Annotated in this window: 12 protein-coding genes; 7 read left to right on the top strand and 5 right to left on the bottom strand. The window is 75.0% G+C overall.

The annotated features are described in order from the left end of the window. The 3 genes from WME73_RS46535 to WME73_RS46525 all read right to left on the bottom strand — a co-directional run bounded on the left by WME73_RS46535 (position 1) and on the right by WME73_RS46525 (position 4,012). Entirely contained in the window at positions 1 to 384 is a 384-nt protein-coding gene (locus WME73_RS46535; protein ID WP_437742714.1) for a nuclear transport factor 2 family protein, read from the bottom strand. Positions 385 to 446: 62 nt separating this feature from the next. After that, positions 447 to 1,157, bottom strand: a complete 711-nt coding sequence (locus WME73_RS46530; protein WP_437913776.1) for a hypothetical protein — start codon at positions 1,155 to 1,157, stop codon at positions 447 to 449. Between the two features lie 50 nt (positions 1,158 to 1,207). Next, positions 1,208 to 4,012: a DUF4388 domain-containing protein gene (locus WME73_RS46525; protein WP_437742712.1), complete on the bottom strand. Its 2,805-nt coding sequence runs from the start codon at positions 4,010 to 4,012 to the stop codon at positions 1,208 to 1,210. 280 nt (positions 4,013 to 4,292) lie between these two features. Here WME73_RS46525 and WME73_RS46520 point away from each other — a divergent pair, with 280 nt between their 5' ends. From WME73_RS46520 to WME73_RS46490, 7 genes are all read left to right on the top strand, one after another. Continuing rightward, complete coding sequence (locus tag WME73_RS46520; RefSeq protein WP_437742711.1) at positions 4,293 to 4,490, top strand: hypothetical protein; 198 nt, start codon at positions 4,293 to 4,295, stop codon at positions 4,488 to 4,490. A 66-nt stretch (positions 4,491 to 4,556) separates the two neighbouring features. Continuing rightward, positions 4,557 to 5,234: a sterol desaturase family protein gene (locus tag WME73_RS46515; protein WP_437913774.1), complete on the top strand. Its 678-nt coding sequence runs from the start codon at positions 4,557 to 4,559 to the stop codon at positions 5,232 to 5,234. Between the two features lie 108 nt (positions 5,235 to 5,342). Next, complete coding sequence (locus tag WME73_RS46510) at positions 5,343 to 6,638, top strand: hypothetical protein (protein WP_437913773.1); 1,296 nt, start codon at positions 5,343 to 5,345, stop codon at positions 6,636 to 6,638. A gap of 164 nt (positions 6,639 to 6,802) precedes the next feature. Then, positions 6,803 to 8,524 carry an ATP-binding protein gene (locus WME73_RS46505; protein WP_437913771.1) on the top strand — a complete coding sequence of 574 codons (1,722 nt, stop codon included), beginning with the start codon at positions 6,803 to 6,805 and terminating at the stop codon, positions 8,522 to 8,524. Then, positions 8,521 to 9,696 carry a response regulator gene (locus WME73_RS46500; protein WP_437913770.1) on the top strand — a complete coding sequence of 392 codons (1,176 nt, stop codon included), beginning with the start codon at positions 8,521 to 8,523 and terminating at the stop codon, positions 9,694 to 9,696. Before WME73_RS46505 ends, WME73_RS46500 begins: the two co-directional genes overlap by 4 nt. A 187-nt stretch (positions 9,697 to 9,883) precedes the next feature. Further along, a complete protein-coding gene (locus tag WME73_RS46495; RefSeq protein ID WP_437913768.1) occupies positions 9,884 to 10,927 on the top strand; it encodes a hypothetical protein in 1,044 nt (347 codons plus the stop codon). A 244-nt stretch (positions 10,928 to 11,171) separates the two neighbouring features. Beyond that, entirely contained in the window at positions 11,172 to 11,846 is a 675-nt protein-coding gene (locus WME73_RS46490; protein WP_437913767.1) for a superoxide dismutase family protein, read from the top strand. Positions 11,847 to 11,963: 117 nt separating this feature from the next. Here the strand turns inward: WME73_RS46490 and WME73_RS46485 are convergent, their stop codons facing one another. Then, the gene (locus WME73_RS46485; protein WP_437913765.1) at positions 11,964 to 13,712 is read right to left on the bottom strand and encodes a protein kinase domain-containing protein; all 1,749 of its coding nucleotides are present in this window, start codon (positions 13,710 to 13,712) and stop codon (positions 11,964 to 11,966) included. A gap of 215 nt (positions 13,713 to 13,927) precedes the next feature. Continuing rightward, positions 13,928 to 17,284 (bottom strand): protein kinase domain-containing protein, encoded by a 3,357-nt coding sequence (locus tag WME73_RS46480; RefSeq protein ID WP_437913764.1) that lies wholly within the window; start codon positions 17,282 to 17,284, stop codon positions 13,928 to 13,930. Positions 17,285 to 17,312 lie beyond the last annotated feature (28 nt).

The following is a 17,312-nucleotide window of genomic DNA, read 5'->3' as shown; positions in this document are numbered from 1 at the left end:
CTACGCCGCGTGCTCCAGCTGAAGCCCGAGGGCCCTCGGATCGAAGTACGCCTTGAACCTCCTGATGGTGCCGGCCGGGTGCTCGATGACGCTCACGCCGTCGTACGAGAACTCCCCTCCATTGACTAGCTTTCCACGGCTCGTCCACTCGAGGATGGCGGCCTCGTCCGACTCGACGACGCACCGGAACTCGGACCGCACCTCGACGAAGGTGTGCCGGTAGCTGCGCCAGAAGTTGCGGGCGCCGTCGGGGCCGTGGAGCGGCCTCGTGATCGTCGAGTTGCTGAGCTCGGCGTCGGGCGCGAACAGCCGCGCCATGGGCTCGACGTCGCCGCTCTCCTCGATCCGACGCAGGGCTTCGATGAACTCGCTCGCCTTGGACATGGTGCCTCCTGCGGTGCTGGCGCGTGCAAGGGGCGGACCTCCCTCAGTGCGCGGCGGAGCGCTCAGTGCGCGGTGGAGCGCTCGTGCCGCCGCGTGACGACCGCGATGGCGACGGCGAGCAGCGCGGCGAGCAGGAACCCCCCGCCGAACGCGAGGCCGATGATCCAGGGATGGATCGCCCTCCCCAGGCCGTCCGCGAAGCCCGTGGCGGCGGCGCGGCTCGCGCGCTCGATCGCGGCGCTCGAGCAGCCCGGGTCGCCGGCGGGGCACCCGGCGAGCTGCTCCATGAGCTCTGCCGTCCCCTCGCGCGCCGCGGCCCTCGCCGCGGCGCCCGTGCCCTGCTCGACGAGGGTGACGAGCGCCCGATCGTGCTGGAGAGCGCCCTCGACCACGGCGCTGCTGACCGCCTCGCTCGTCTGCGCGATGACCGGCTCCAGGCCCCCGGCCTGCCGCCCGATCTCCGCCGCGCCGGCCCGGACCGCGTCGTGGACGATGGCCCCCACGAGCGGCCTCTCGCGCGCGCCTTCGGCCGGCCTCTCGGCCGATCCTCCGGCGGGCCCGGCCCGGTCCTGCGCGCTGCGATCGAGCGCCTCGAGCGTGCCGTGGGTCGCCTCCTTCGCCGCCTCGCGGACGCACCCCGGGGCGAGCACGAGGGCGGCGATCAGCGCCGCCGCGGCCGATCGACCGGAGCGCGTCGGCCCGCCCGCGCGCGGCGCCGCCGGCGCCCTCGGTCCGGGAGAGAGCGGGCATTGCACAGCCGCGCCGGCCTTCATCAACCGTGCCCGCCGCGCGCCGTACGGAGCGCGCGCTGCCCCGGTCCCCGCTACGGCGGCCCCGCCTCGATCGCCCGCCGGTACCGCTCGCGCCTGTGCGGCTCGCGCAGGATCTCGTAGGCCTCGTCGAGCACCTCGATGACGAGCCGCACGTCATCGAGCAGGTCCACGGTCGCGGCGGTGAGCAGGGTGGACGGCTCGAAGGCCTTCCTCAGCGCGAGGTACGCGCGGCGGATCTCGTAGTTCGTCGCGTCGCGCGGGATGCCGAGGATCGAGAAATAGTCCCCGTCCTCCACCAGCGCGAGCCGCGCCCGGACGCGCTGCCGGATCGCCTCCTCGTCGAGCGGATCCTCCACCGGCGGGGGCGGCGCCTCGGTGATCGACGGCGGGATGAGGACGTCGAGCACCTCCAGGCAGACGAGCGCGTAGAGCACGCTCGCGTTCTCGGGCTCCGCCACGCTCACGAGCTCGCCGACGCTGCGGCCGCGCGCGGTGCGCACGAGCTCCTCCTCCTCGCGCCGCAGCGCGCACTCGCCGAGCAGGTTGCGCCGGACGCCGTCGTCGAGGCGCGCCCCCGGACCGCCGAGGCGGCGCAGGGCGACCTCGGGGGCGATCACGCGGCGGATCGTCTCGACGAAGACCTCGGCGCCGGTGGCGCCGCCGAAGACGTTCGGCTCCGCCTTGAGGCGGCCCGGCGGCTCGGGCTCGAGGTCGCACGTGCCGGCCTCGACGAGCACGACGTGGCCGATGACCCACTCGGCGTGCGCGCGCAGCACCGGCCAGAGGTCGTCCTGGCCGAGGTGGCCGTGCGCGATGAGCGCCGCGCCGGCGTGCCGGCCCGAGGCGGGGAGCTTGCCCGCGAGCCGCGCCGCGACCTCGCGCTCGAGGTCGCCGCGCCCGACCAGGAAGGCGAGCAGCGTCTCCTCGGGGATGCTCGAGCCGGCGGTGACGAGATCGCCCTCGTGCAGGACGATGCGCCGCGCGCCCTCCTCGGTCGTGATCGCGAGGGCGCCGGAGGAGCGGCTGCCCACCGCGCGGGCCAGCGCGCGCGGCGCGTCGCCCGGGCCGAGCACCGTGGCCGACGAGGCCCCGCCGGAGCTCGGCGCCTCGTCGATCGGCTCAAGCGCCATGGCGCGGCCGAGCCCGGCCGCGGTGACCGTGGCGGGCGCGGGCGGCACGAGCGGCAGCGCAGGCGGCGCGGGCCCACGCAGGGCCGCGCCGGAGATGGCCATGGACGGCGGAGCTGGCAGGGGCCCGCGGCCGAACGCGGCCGTGCTCGGCGCGGCAGGCGGGCTCGGCGCCAGGAGGCCGCGCCCGAGCGAGCCGGCGCCCGCGCTCGCCGGGACGGGCCCGCCAGGAGGCGCCGCGGCGCGCCCCGCCGGGGCGGAGCGGGCCGGGGACGGCACGGGCGGCAGCGGCTCGGGCTCGGCCCTTCCGACCGACGGCAACAGCGCGGTCCTCACCTCGACCGAGGGAGGCGAAACGAACGCGACGCCCGGAGACGGCGGCGACGGAAAGCCAGGCGCGCGGGCGTCGCGGGCCTCGCGCGACCGGGGCGGCGGCGGCTCGGTGATGCGCTGGCGCAGGCTCGGCTCGACGCGGCCCGACGGAGCGCGCGCCCAGTCGACGTCCTCGCCGCCGCGCGCAGGGCCGGCGCGGTCCCACGCGGGCTCCTCTCGCGGCGCGGGCGATGGCGACCGATCCCACGCGGGCTCGGGGCGCGGCGGCGGCGACGCGAAGGCGTAGGGCCGGCCCGCGTCGCGCGGGGTCGGCGGCGCGGCGTCGCGGCCGCCGCTCCGGCGCGCGGGACCGCCGTGATCGCGCTCCTCCCTGCCGTGCAGGTGCGCCTCCCTGCCGAGCGAGAGCGCCGCGAGCTCGGGGCCTGCGCGCTTCGTCGCGTGCGCCCCGTCGAACGCGGGCTCGGAGGCGCGGTCGTCCTCGTGCTCGTCGCCCGGCTCCGCGAGCTCGACGAGGGAGTCGCCGGGCCCTGTGTGCTCGGCGCGGGTGGCCGCCGGCTGCGGAGCGGGCGCGACGCCGTACGGCTCGGAGCTCGTCCTCGGCTGCGAGGGCAACCCGGTGGGCACCGGGGCGACGGCCGCGCTCGCGCCGGTCCGCGGCTCGTCCTCCTCCGGATCCAGGGGCTCGTCGAGCGCGGAGAGCAGCTCCGGCGACAGCATCAGGTCGACCTCCTCCTCGGCCGCCGGGATGCTCGACGGGTGCGCCTTCGCCGTGACCCGCTGCTCGGCGGCGACGAGGATCTCCTCGAGCTCCGGGCTGATCCGCGCCGGCAGGAGGCGCGGACCGACCTCGTCGCCGTCCTCCTCCGGGGGCGGCAGCACCGAGCCGACGTCGAGCGGGTCGAGATCGCTCGAGAAGTCGGGGTTCGACGGGACGTCGTTGTCGAGCGGCCCCGGAAGGCCGGCCGCGAGGCGCGCCTCGACGGCGTGCTCCCCGCGGAACCGCCCGGGCTCCGCGACCGCGCTCACGTGCGCGGCGAGCTCGGCGGTGTCGACCGGGCGCTCGAACACCTGCCCGAAGAGCTGGGGATCGAGCTCCGCCGAGCGGACCGGATCCCCCACGAGGAGCACGGACGCGGCGACGCCGCCCGGCCGCAGGTAGAGGCGCTCGAGCGCCTCGATCGCGCCGGGCTCGTCGATGTCGACGATCACGACGCGCGGCGCGTCGCTCGCGAGGCGCGCCTCGAGCTCGGCGATGGGCGCCGCGATCACCTCGAACCCCCGGCCCCGCAGCGCCGCGCCGATCGCCTCCCCGTCCGCCGACGCGTCGGCCAGCAGGATGGCGCCTTCGCGCGGGCGCGCCTGCACTGCTTCGTAGTCGTCGCGGGGCTCGGACACGGCGGTCATCTTGTGGCGGCGGCCCGGCGGAGCAGCGCCCAGGGGCCCGCATCGACTGGACTCTCGACGGTCGTCGGCGGGCTGTCAAACGCGATCGCGGCCCGCTCGCGTTCCCGCCGCGCAGCGCAGCTCCCTCCACGACCGCCCGCCGGCGCGGCGAGGTCTCCACCCCTGCCGCGCTGGGAGCGCCCGGCCGACATCGCCTCCGCGACGCGAGCGCGAGGTCGACGTCGCCGCGCGTCGCCCCCCGCTGTGTGCGCCGCGTGGTAGACGTCGATGCATGGTGCTCGGCGCTTCCCACAACGAGATCGCCCTCACGGCTTTCCTGCTCATCGTCGTGCTGCTCGCCGCGAAGATCGGCCGCATCGGCGAGGCGATCGGCGGGCTGTTCGAGCGGGAAGCGCCAGCGACGGACGGCGGCGCGCCCGGGGACGGCGCGAAACAGGCGGAACAGAAGGAAGAACGCCAGGAAAGCTGAGCACGCCCCCTCGCCGGCGGCCTCGCCCGCGCTTGCGTTCTGTTTTTTTGGAATTCATAGTTTCCGATGCTCGTGAACGAGCCGGCCTCGCCGCGGTCGCGGCGGCGCGCGGAGATCGCGGCGCGGATCCCGCGCGGGTACCGCCCGGCGCTCCACCTCGCGGCGCCCACGCTGCTCGGCGCGCTCGTGCTCGCGGCGGCGGTGCGCCTCCTCGACGCCGTCGATGCCGTCGAGCTCGTCGCGGTGCCGGCGACCCTGCTGCTCGGCTTCGCCTTCGAGTGGTGGGCGCACAGGTCGGTGCTGCACCGGCGGGCGCCGCTGCTCGGCGCGCTGTGCGAGCGGCACGAGCGCGAGCACCACCTCGCCTTCACCGCCGACGACATGGCGCTGCGGAGCGCCCGCGAGCTCTGGCTGGTGCTGACGCCGCCGGCCTCGGCGCTCCTCGTCCTCGCCTCGCTGCTGCCGCTCGCCGCGGCGGCGGGCGCGCTGTTCTCGCTGGACGCGGCGCTGCTCGGCCTCGCGACGGCGATGGTGTTCTTCGTCAGCTACGAGTGGCTGCACCTCGCGTATCACCTGCCGGCGGACAGCCCGGTGTACCGGATCCCGGGGCTCACGCGGCTCCGCGAGCACCACCGCAGGCACCATGACCCCCGGCTCATGAAGCGCTGGAATTTCAACGTGACCGTGCCCGTGTTCGATCTCGTCCGCGGGACGCTCTGGTCGCCGCCGCGCAAGGGCGTGTAGCCGCTGCGCAAGGGCGCGCCCTTGCGCAGCGCCATGCTCCGCCCCGCCGGGACGCGCGCGACGCGCCCGCCGGGGCGTCCGCCGCGGCCGTGTGCTAACGGGTCGCGCGTGCAGCCGCGGACCAGAGACGGCCTCGTCCTCCTGCTCGTCGGGGTCCTGCTCGGCGGCGGCGTCGCCTGGCTCCTCGGCCGCCGGCGGGAGAGCCCCCCCGCGGCGCCGCGCGCGCTCGACGCCGTGCCCGCCGGCGCGATGCTCGTCGCGACGCTCGATCTCCCGGCCCTGCGCGCCTCTCCCGCGTTCGCCTCGTTCCTGCGCGAGGAGCGCGAGATCCCGGGGCTCGGCAAGGTGCGCGACGTGTGCGGCTTCGACCCGGTGGCCGCGTTGACCGAGGTCGCGATCGCCATCCCGGCGGCGGGCGAGGGCGGCGACTTCGGGCTGGTCGCGGCCGGCGCCGTGCAGGACGAGGCGCTGCTCGCGTGCGCCTCCAAGGTCATCGAGGCCCGCGGCGGGCGGCCGGTCGTCTCCGGGATCGGCAGCTTCCGCGCGGTGCGGGACTCGAGCGCCGAGGGCCACGGCGAGATCGCCGTGCGCCCCGGGGGGCCGATCCTGCTCGGCGGGGGCGCGTACCTGCGCGCCATGATCGACGCCGCCGAAGGCCGCGCCGCGAGCGTCGGCGCGAGCGCCGCGCACGACGACATCGCCCGCGCCGTGGGCGAGGGGGCGGCGCGCGTCACGGTGGTGCTCACGCCCGAGCAGCGCGCCGAGATCGGGCGCGAGCTCGCGCTGAGCGGCTCCAGCCGATCGCCCGCGGCGTCCCTGCTCTCCGGCGGCGCCAGCGTCGCGCTCGGCCCGGAGATCGCCGTCCACGCCGCCGTGCTCTGCGACGCGGAGGCCCCCTGCGCCGCGCTCGGCGCGGAGCTGCGCGCGGCGCGAGACACGCGCGCGGCGGACTTCGCGACGCGGCTCATCGGCTTCGGCGCCGTGCTCGAGCGCATCGCGATCGCGGCCGAGGGCAAGGCGCTCCACGCGCGCGTCAAGCTGTCGGCCGAGGAGGCCGGCGTCCTCGTCGATCGGCTCGCCTCGCTGCGCGGCCTCCGCCAGCCCGCGCTCGCGCCCAGGCGGCCGCCGGCGCAGGCAGACAGCGAGGCGCCGCCGCGCGGAGACGCCGCCCCGCCGCCGCGCGGAGACGCCGCCCCGCCGCCGCGCGGAGACGCCGCCCCGCCGCCGCGCGGAGACGCCGCCCCGCCGCCGCGCGGAGACGCCGCCCCGCCGCCGCGCGGAGACGCCGCCCCGCCGCCGCGCGGAGACGCCGCCCCGCCGCCGCGCGGAGACGCCGCCCCGCCGCCGACCGATGAGGTTGTCACACCCCCGCGGCGAGCGAAGCCGGACGGCGGCGCGCCATAGCGCGTGAACGCGCCGGGGAGAACCGACCGCCGCGTCGCGCTGCCGCGGCGCGGCTCCGTCGATTCCGTGGTCTGCCTGACGAGCGCGCCGCTCCGCCGCCCAAAGCCGCGCGGCGCGCCCGATCGGGCCCCCACGGGCTGCCCCGAACTCCTGTAACCTGATCGGTGCCTTCCGACGGGATCGGCGCTCCGGTCTTTCCCGCCGCGCAGGAGGCGGGTGGGGCACATCGAATGCAGGTCGTCGGGATCTCCGCCTCCGTGGTCGTCGGGACCCTCCTTCTGGTCGCCCTCTGGGCGCTCCGCCGGCGGCTCCACGCCCGCGAGCTCGAGCTCGAGCGGAAGGCGCAGGAGCTCGCGGTGAGCCGCGCCGCGGAGCAGCGGCTCTGCGAGGAGCTCGCCGAGGCGCGGCGGGCCGAGGAGGAGGCGCGCAGGGCGAGGGAGGAGGCCGTGACCGCGAGCCGGTCGAAGAGCGCGTTCCTCGCCAACATGAGCCACGAGCTCAGGACCCCGCTCAACTCGATCCTCGGCTTCGCGCAGCTCGTGGAGCGCGACCCCTCGCTCGCCGACCGGCACCGCGAGAACCTCGCGGTCATCTGCAAGAGCGGCGAGCACCTGCTCGGCCTCGTCAACGACATCCTCGAGATGGCGAAGATCGAGGCCGGCCGCATGACGCTCGTCGACGCCGAGTTCGACCTCCACGACACGCTCTCGGGGCTCTCGGAGATGTTCGCGGTCGAGGCCCAGAAGCGGGGCCTCACGCTCAGGGTCGAGCGGGCGCAGGACGTGCCGCGGCACGTCCACGGCGATGAAGGGAAGCTGCGGCAGGTGCTGATCAACCTGCTCGGCAACGCGCTGAAGTTCACGCCGCGCGGGTCGGTCACGCTGCGCGCCTCGGCGCGGCGCGCGACAGGCGCGCACGACGGCGCGGCGGCGGGGCGGGTGCGGGTGTCGTTCGAGGTGACGGACACCGGCCGGGGCATGGCCAAGGCGGAGCTCGCGGAGCTCTTCGAGGCGTTCGCGCAGACCGCGACCGGGCGGCAGTCGCGCGAGGGCACGGGCCTCGGCCTGCACATCAGCCGGCGCATCGTGCGGATGATGGGGGGCGACATCCGGGTGGAGAGCCAGGTCGGCCGCGGGACGACGCTCCGCTTCGACGTGCGCCTGTCGCTGGCCGAGGCGCCCGACGCGCGCGCCGGCGGCGCGACGCCGCGGGCACTCCGGGCCGTGGGCCTCTCGCCGGGCCAGCCGAGGTACCGCGTGCTCGTGGTCGACGACCGGTGGGACGTGCGCCACTGCCTGCTCAAGCTGCTCGACTCGGTGCGCGTCGAGGCGCGCAGCGCGACCAACGGGCTCGGCGCCGTGGCGCAGTGGGAGACGTGGGCGCCGCACCTCGTCCTGCTCGACCTCCGCATGCCGCTGCTCGACGGCTACGAGGCGGCGAGCCGCATCAAGGCGAGCGCGCGGGGGCACGAGACGGTCGTCGTGGCGATGACCGCGAGCGCGTTCGAGCAGAACCGGGCGCTCGCGGCGGAGGCGGGGTGCGACGACTTCGTGAGCAAGCCGTTCCGCGACGCGGACATCCTCGGCCTCCTGACGAAGCACCTCGGGGCCCGCTTCGAGTACGAGGAGCGCGCCGCCGAGCCCGGCGCTGCCCAGGGGGCGCCGGCGGTCGACCTCGCCCGGGCGGCGGCCGGGCTGCCCGCCGCGCTCCGCAAGGACCTCCGGCGCGCGGCGACGCGGCTCGACGCGAAGGCCGTCCAGGCGACGCTCGATCGGTTCCGGCCTGAGGACGCGGATCTCGCGGGGGCTGTGGCCGAGCTCGCGCGGGGGTATCGCTTCGACAGCATCTTGGCGCTATCGAGCGCCGACGAGGAGGAGCCGTCATGACGGACACCGACGCAAAGCCAGCCCCCCGCGGAGCGGCCCCGGGCGCACGGCCGGAGCGCCCCAGGGAAGAGCCCCCGAGCATCCTGATCGTGGACGACATGCCGGCGAACCTGTCGCTCCTGACCTCGATGCTGACGGCGCAGGGCTACGAGGTGCGGGCGGCGATCAGCGGCGCGATGGCGCTGATGTCGGCGGCGGCGGCGCCTCCGGACCTCATCCTGCTCGACGTGAGCATGCCCCACATGGACGGCTACGAGGTGTGCCGCCGGCTCAAGGGGGATCCCGGGACGGCGGACATCCCGGTCATCTTCCTGAGCGCGATGACCGGCATCGGCGACAAGGTGATGGCGTTCGACGCGGGCGGCGTCGATTACGTCACGAAGCCGTTCGAGCTGCGCGAGGTGCTGGCCAGGGTGGGGACGCAGCTGCTCTTGCACCGGCAGCGCCGGGAGCTCGAGCGGCAGCGGAGGGAGCTCGAGGAGCGCTACGCGCAGGTGCGCCAGATGCAGGCGGCGCTGCGCGGTTACCTGTCCGACCGGGCGTGGGAGAGCATCGAGGAGAGCGTGTCGTCGAACCGGCCGAGCCCGCCGGCGCGCGAGGTGCTGACGGTGCTGGTCAGCGACATCGAGGAGTTCGTGCGGCTCTCGGAGAGCGAGGAGCCTGGGCCGCTGATCGCGGATCTCAGCCTCTACATGGCCACGGTGGCGCAGATCGTCTACGACCACGCGGGCGAGGTCGACAAGTACGTTGGCGACGGCATGCTCGCGTTCTTCCGGGGCGCGAGTGACGCGCTCGCGGCGGCGCAGCGGATCCAGCGGAGCATCGCGGCCTTCAACGAACACCAGCGCTCGCAGGGCCGACCCGCCTTCCCGACGCGGCTCGGGCTCTCGACAGGGCCCGTCCTGCTGGCGAGCATCGGGTCGAGCGGCAGGCGGGAGTTCACCATCATCGGCGATCGTGTGAACACCGCGTTTCGGATTCAGGCGCAGGCGAAGGCCGGCGGCCTGCTGATGGATGAGGCGACGTTCACCGCGGCCGGGAGCCCGGGAGAAGCGATGCCCGCGCTGGTGCGGATCCGGGGAAAGCAGGGAGAGGAGAGGCTCTATGCGATCTCGCCGGAGGCGATGTTGGCGGGCGCAGGCGCAGAGGGTAGCGGGGCGGACGGCGGTTGAACGTTCACGCTCGCTCCCGGCCCGATAGGCTGGCTGTTCAAGGCTGCTCCCGGGCCTTTTCGTGTTGCCCCGCACCGCCGGGGCCATTCGAGTTCGAGCGCCTGGATCGTGCGATCCGCCGAAAACGTTCGTTCTTGAACCACGCGATGACCTCGTGCAATAGTCGCCGCGGAGGATGGAAACGAACATGAATCTTCGAATTAGCGTTACTTTGCTTGGCCTGCTCGCGACCTTTGCGGCGGGCGCGGTTGCGTGCTCGGATGACGATGGTGGCACGTCGTCGTCGTCGTCGTCCTCGACCACCGGTACGGGCGGCGGCGCCACCAGCGGCGGCGCCACAGGCGGCGGCGGCGCTGGCGAGGGCGGCGGCACCACCACCACCACCACCAGCAGCGGCGCCACGGGCGGCGGCGGCGCCGGCGAGGGCGGCGGGAACGGCGGCGGCTCGGCCTGCGCGGCGCTGCTCTGCGACGACTTCGAGTCGTACGAGGGCCAGGCCGCGAACGGCGAGAAGCTGGGCGCGTGGACGGTCTACACGGCCATGGCGGGCTCCACCGTGTCGGTCGACACGACGAAGCATTACAGCGGCGCCAAGTCCATCAAGGTGACCACGCCCGCGAGCACGGGAGACAGCAACTACAAGTCGGCCATGATCAAGTTCACGGACGCCGACGCCCTGCCCACCGAGGCGAACGTCATTCATGGTCGCATGATGCTCTTCCTCGATGCTGCGCCGACGGGGGATGTGCACTGGACCATCATCGACGGTTCAGGGACCATTCCTGGCAGCGATTTCGAGGGAATGCCCTACGCGGCACAGTATCGCTACGGCGGGCAGCACCCGGTCGCGGCGGGCAGCCAGCTCATGGCGAACTACGATACGCCCGGGTACTGGAGCGACCCGAAGACCGGACCGCAGACGGACTGCTGGCACCACGCGGAGGAGACGACCGTGGTCCCGACCGGCGCATGGACCTGCGTCGAGTTCAGCTTCGACGGGCCCAAGAACGAGATGCGCTTCTGGCTCAATGGCGAGGAGCTGGCCGATCTCAAGGTGTCCGGGACGGGCCAGGGCTGCGCCAATAACGAGGCGAACTACACGTGGAAGGCGCCGGCGTTCGACAGCATCGGCCTCGGCTGGGAGTCCTATCAGGCGGATTCCGCCCGCTCGATGTGGATCGATGACGTCGTGATCGGCACCGGGCCCATCGGCTGCCCGCCCGCGCAGTGAGCGCGCGCCGCTGAGCTCGGCGAGGCGCGGCGGCGGACTCCGCGCCTCGCTCGTCGCTGTCGAAGGGTCGGGCGCGCGCTGCCCATGGCGCCGAGGGCCGGCGCGAGCGGCGCTGGCCGCGCGCCGGCGCGCCTCGAGCCGGCGCACATGACGAATGTCGGGTTCGCCGATTGATCGCTCGCCAGGACCGCTCTACGAGACGGCGGAGGTTCAACGCCTCGCGAACCTGGAGGTCTCCGCTGTGATGAAACCGGCCTATCGTCTCTCGCTGCTCGCCTCGTTCGTCCTGGGCGCCACCGCTTGTGGCGGCGCGCCCGAGCCGGCCCCTGCGGTCCCCGACGTCCCCGCCCAGCCGCAGCCTGCGCCGGAGACGCCCGCGGCGCCCGCGGCCGCGGCGCCCGAGGCCAGCCCGCCGGCCGGCGCCGCGGCGCCGGAGGCCGCTGCGCCGCCGGCCGCGCCGCCTGCACCGCCGGTGAGCGTCTCGGTGCCCATCGAGGCGCGGACCAAGTCGAAGCTCAAGGGCACGGCGACCTTCACCGAGGTCGAGGGCGGCGTGAAGGTCGCCGTCCAGGTCTCGGGCGCTCCCAAGGGCAAGATCGCCGTCCACGTGCACGAGACCGGCGATTGCAGCGCGCCGGACGCGAAGAGCGCGGGCGCGCACTACAACCCCGAGAACCACCCGCACGGCCTCCCCGACGCCGCGGCTCGCCACCTCGGCGATCTCGGCAATATCGAGGTCAAGGCCGATGGGACCGGCACCCATGAGATCATCGCCGCGGGCGCGAACCTCAAGCAGGGCGCTCCGAACACCTTCCTCGGCCGCGCCATCATCGTCCACGAGAAGGCGGATGACGGCGGCCAGCCCGCCGGAAACGCCGGTGGCCGCATCGGTTGCGGCGTCATCTCGCAGGGCAAGTGACGCGCGCGCGGCGCGGCCCGCCGCTCCGCGCTCACGACACGTCGACTCCACCTCACCGCCTGTCCCGAGAGGGCCTCTCCCCGAGCGCCCGCAGGGCGGGAGTCTCCCTCTCCGGTGTCACCGGGGCGGAGCGCTGACCGGAACGCCCTTTCCCCCCGGGGGCGAGCCCGGGCTCGGGAGGCTCCCGCTCGCGGGCCGCTCCTCGGGCCGCGTTCCGCTGGCCAGCAGCGCGACGACGATCGCCGCCGCCACCGCCGCGAGGACGAAGCCCGCCCTGAAGGGCGAGCGCAGCCGCCGGAGCGTGTCCGCGAGCGTCGTCTCGTCGGCGTCCTCCTCGACGCGCGCCCTCTCCGGAGCTGAACCGGCCGCGCCGAGCCCGACACGGCCGGCTTCCACCCGGGGCTGCGGCCGGTCCGAGCCGGTCGCCACCTCGCTCCGCTCCGCAGGGCTGGCCTCCGCCCGGACGCCCGCGTGGTCCGGGACCGCGACGGCCTCGCTCCGCTCCACCGGATCCGCCTCCGCAGGGGCGCGCGGGCGGCCCGAGACCGTCGCCGCCTCGCTCCGCTCCGCAGGGCTGGCCTCCGCCCGGGCGCGAGGGCGCTCCGAGACCGTGACGGCCTCGCTCCGCTCCACCGGATCCGCCTCCGCCGGGGCGCGCGAGCGGTCCGACACCGTGATGGCCTCGCTCCGCTCCACCAGGTCGGTCTCCTCCCGGGCGCGCGAGCGGTCCGACACCGTGATGGCCTCGCTCCGCTCCACCGGATCCGCCTCCTCGGGAGCCGCGGGGAACACGGGAGGTGGCAGCTCCGGGCGAAGCTCGATCGCCATGCCGCCGGTGGATGGGCCGGAGCCCATGGTGGTGGGGATCGAGCCGCGCTCCCCCGCGTCGACGCCGTCCACGCCGGGGCGCACCCCGGACAGCGAGTCGCGCAGGCTCCCGCGCAGGATGCGCTGGATGCGGTCGACGAGCGGCTGCGCTGCGGGCGGCGCGAACGGACGGAGCGCCAGCGTGAGCTCCGCCAGGTCGGGCCAGCGCCTGTCGCGATCCCGCTCGAGGCACCGCATGATGATCGGATCGATGTCCGGCGAGAGCCCGCGGCAGACCTTCGACGGCAGCTGCGGCACGAACTTGCCCCCGAGCACGAGCGAGACCGTCTGGACGGAGCGCGCGTGCATGGGATACCGGCCGGTGAGCAGCACGTAGAGGAGCGACCCGACCGCCCAGATGTCCGCGCGCGCGTCGACGTCGCGCTGCCCGCGCATCTGCTCGGGGGGCATGTAGTGGGGCGTCCCCAGCATCTGGCCGGTGCTCGTCCGCATCTCGGCGACGCCGAGGAGCGCCGCCTGCGACACCTTGGAGACGCCGAAGTCGAGCACCTTGATGCACGGCGTCCCCTCGCGCGTGTGCGTCAGGAAGAGGTTGGCCGGCTTCACGTCGCGGTGCACGAGCCCGAGCGCGTGCGCCTCCGCGAGCGCGTCGCACGCCTGGATGACGTAGAGCGTCGCCTCCTCCACCGGCAGCGGGCCCCGCTGCTTGCGGATGACCCGGAGATCGCGGCCGTCGAGGAACTCCATCACCATGTACGGCAGCCCGTTCTCGAGCCGCCCGACGTCGTGCACCTTGACCGCGTGCTCGCTCCTGAGCCGCGACGCGATCCGCGCCTCCTGCAGGAAGCGCCCGCACATCTCCGGATCGGCCGCGGTCGCGGGCAGCAGCACCTTGATCGCCCGGAGCTCGTCGAGATCGACGTGGGTCGCGGCGACGACGGCGCCCATCGCGCCCTTGTCGAGCAGCCGGTCCACGCGGTACTTGCCGGCGATCAGGGTTCCGGCCTCCAGCCCTTCGATCTCTTCCAGGCCGCGCATGTTCGAAACCTCCGACCGAGAGCGCCGCGCCGCGGCAGCCAGCATAGCGCAGCCGATCGCCGGCCGGACAGCCGATGCCGAGGAAGCGACGCTCCTCTGCCCCTCTGCTGGCCGGCGCGGCGCTCGCGTGCCGGCGCGGCGCGATGTCGCGGACGCCCTCACCGCGCGCCGCGCCGCTCGCGGGAGCGCACCACGGCGGCGCGGCCCGCCCTGCCTCAGCCCCCTTCCCGCGCCCCGCTCGGCCTCTTGATCGCGATCGTCCGCCGCGCGCCGCCCGACTCGAGCGTGAGCTCGAGGGTGGCGCCCTCCTGCGCGCTCGGCAGCGCATGACGCATCGCTTCAAAGCTGACGAGCGGCCGGCCATTGATCGCGACCACCGCGTCGCCGACGCGGACGCCCGCGGCCGCGGCGGGGCCGCGGTCTTCCACGGCGACCACGACGGCGTCTCCGCTCGTCTTCAGCGCGCCTTCGAGCAGCGGAAAGAGGGGCGCCGCGGTCAGCCCGAGCGCGCTGACCGTCCTCCGGTAGCTCTGCACGGCCGCGTCGAAGCTCTCCTTGCGCATGCGGTAGCGCGCGACGGCCGCCACCGCGCCGCCGCGCTCCTGGAAGCGCGCGTCGACGCGCTCGGGGGTGGCGAACGCGCCGACCTGCTTCAGGTAGCGGCTCGCCTCGGCCTCCGCCATGCCGGCGCGGCGCGCGCCGCCGCCGTGCGCCTGGATGAAGCCGTAGGCCTGCGACCCCGCGAGCGCGGGCACGACGTTGCTCGCGAGCCGGGAGATCGCGTCGGCGCGCGCGACCGCGAGCGCTGCCTCTCGGCTGGCGCCCGAGCCCTCGCCGACCACGAAGATCGCGTCGCCCTCGGCGGTGAACGGCCGGTCCATCCACGGAGGGCTCTCCTCGGCCGGCGGCGCCGCGCGCCACCCCGAGCTCGGCGCGGGCGGCGGGTCCGCCCCGGCGGCGGTGCGCGGGCGTCCCCGGCCCTGGTAGGCGAAGGCCACGGCGAGGACGAGCAGCGCTCCCGCCGCGAACGCCGCGAGCACCCCGCGCGAGCTGGAGCCACGGGCCGCCGAGACGGCCGCGGCAGGCGGAGACGCCCCCGCCGGCGCCGCTGCGCCCGCGCGCGCCGCTGCCGGCGCCGCTGCGCCCGCGCCCGCCCCCGCCGGCGCCGCTGCGCCTGCGGGCGCCCCTGCCCCTGCGCCCGCCCCTGCCGTCGTCACGTGCCCCCCCGCGGCAGAGCGCTTCGTCGCCGGCTCGGGCGCTCCGGCGAGCGTGGGCGTCGGCTCCGGCGCGGCGCCGAGGCGCCTCAGCGCCGGCCGGAGCCACGGGAACGCGAGCGGCGCGTTGCACCGCTTGCACGGCACGTACGGCTCCCGGTCCTCGCGGGCGGCGTGCGCGGCCTCGTTCACGTCGAGCAGCGTCTGCCGGGGCGCGTTGCACCGCTCGCAGGTGCCCTCGACGATCGCCGAGACCACCTCCGCTCGCAGCGGGGGGCTCTCGGAGGCGAGGTGCTCGAGCAGCACCACGGGACAGCCCTCGATCTGGATCGACGTCACCTCGCCGCCCAGCGCGCGGAGCGACAGGGCGAGCGCCCTCGCGCCCTCGGACGTCACCCCCGCCGCGCCCGCGAGATCGAGCACCAGCGCCCCCTCGATCCCGTCGAGCGCGCGCTTCCACCGCACGTGCGCGTCGAGCTTGCAGCGCACGCGGATGCGCGTCCCGCGCTCGTCGACCGTCTTCTCGATCGCCTCGTGGGTCCCCGCGTCGAGCCGCGCGAGCTCGTCGAGCGCCGCCCGCACGTCCGCCGGCAGATCGATCCCCGCTTGGCTCGCCGCGAACGCGAAGTAGCTCTCGGCGTCGTCGTCGAACACCGCCGCCGCGCCGCAGCGCGGGCAGGGGCTCGCGGGCGGCTCGTGCGTCCTGACGAGGTGCGCGTCCCTGTCGCAGTCGAACAGCCGATCGAAGGCGGCGCCGCAGCGCTCGCACCGGTACGGGCCGTAGAACGACACGACGCGCCCGTCCCCGAAGAAGCGGCGGATCATGCTGATCTGGTTCACGATCGGCTCGGTGCAGCGGCCGATGTAGATCTCGGACGCGCTCCGCGACACCTCGGCCAGCATCGCCATCCACTCGCGCACGCCGAACGACGTGACCCGCTGCACCCCGCCCAGATCGAAGAGCACGCGGCCGGAGATGCCGCGCGCGACCGCGAGGCCCTGGAGCTCCTCGGTCATCCGCCCCGACAGCGAGACGATCAGCAGGCTGCCCAGCCTCCGCTTGGTCACCGTGAGGGCCCGCGGCCCGTGCCCGTGCGCCCCCTCGGGCTCCGCCCCGGGGCCGGCGTCCGCGAGCGACAGCGCGGGGAGCCTCCTGGATCGCGGCGGCGTGTCCAGATCCCCCGCGGCGTCGGGACGCGACGCCGCGAAGAGCGGCGCCGAGAGCTTCGTGGCGACCCCGCCCGGGCGGCCGGTCTCGGCGGCCTGCGACGCCCCGCCCACGGCGTCGAGCGCGCCCGCGAAGGAGTCCTCGTTCTGTATCGCCTCCTGCTTCTCGACGATGTGCGATTCGAGGTCCGCCCCCGAGGCGAGCGCGCCCCGCCACACCTCCACGCGCTGGCCGAACAGCTCCGACATGAACGACGACAGGGCGAGCGCCGAGGTGGCGAGCCGCTCCTCCCGGGCGAACGCCTCGAGGTCGATCTGGAGATCCCTCGCGGTCGCGTACCGCTTCTCCCGATCCCGCTCCAGGCACTTGAGCAGGATGCGCTCCAGCCCCGGCGGGTAGTCGGCGCAGACCTCGCTCGGCGGCAGCACGGGGTCCTCGACGATCGCCCGCATCAGCTCGAACTCGGTGGCGCCGCGCCGGAACATCCGGCTCCCCGTCGACATCTCGTAGAGCAGGAGGCCGACCGAGTAGATGTCGCTCCGGCGATCGAGGTGCTCGCTCGTGCACTGCTCGGGCGACATGTACGGGACCTTGCCCTTGAGCGCGCCGTCGCGCGTCTCGTTGACGCGGTTCGTCGCCTTCGCGATCCCGAAGTCGAGGATCTTCACGGCCCCGTCGTAGGTGACGATCACGTTGTGCGGGGACACGTCGCGGTGGACGATGTCGAGCGGCTTGCCGTCGAAGCCGACCTTCTCGTGCGCGTAGTGGAGCCCCGCCGCGATGCCCGCCGCGATGGTGATCGCGTGCTCGATCGGCATCCGCCGGTTCGCCGACCGGAGCGACTTCCGGACGGTCCTGAGATCCTCGCCGTGGAGGTACTCCATCGCGATGACCGGCACGCCGTCGACGTCCTCGATGTCGTACATCTGGACGAGGTTGGGGTGGTCCAGGGTGGCGGCGATGCGCGCCTCGTCGAGGAACATCCGCACGAACTCGGGGCTGTCGACGAGGTGCGGGAGGATGCGCTTGACCACGCAGATCTTCCTCACGCCCGAGATGCCCGCGACGGAGGCCACCCAGATCTCGGCCATGCCGCCCATCCCGATCTTCTTGATCAGGCTGTACCTGCCGAGCGTGGTGGGGTGGCGCGAGCCGACGCTCATGGGGCCGGCGGCGTGGCGCTCTGTCATTCGACCACCTCCATCGCTCGGGCCGGCG

The organism is Sorangium sp. So ce302, assembly GCF_051530145.1.
Classification (GTDB): Bacteria; Myxococcota_A; Polyangia; order Polyangiales; family Polyangiaceae; genus Sorangium; species Sorangium cellulosum_B.
The sequence above is the reverse complement of the archived record's forward strand: the minus strand, read 5'-3'. Positions and strand labels throughout refer to the sequence as shown.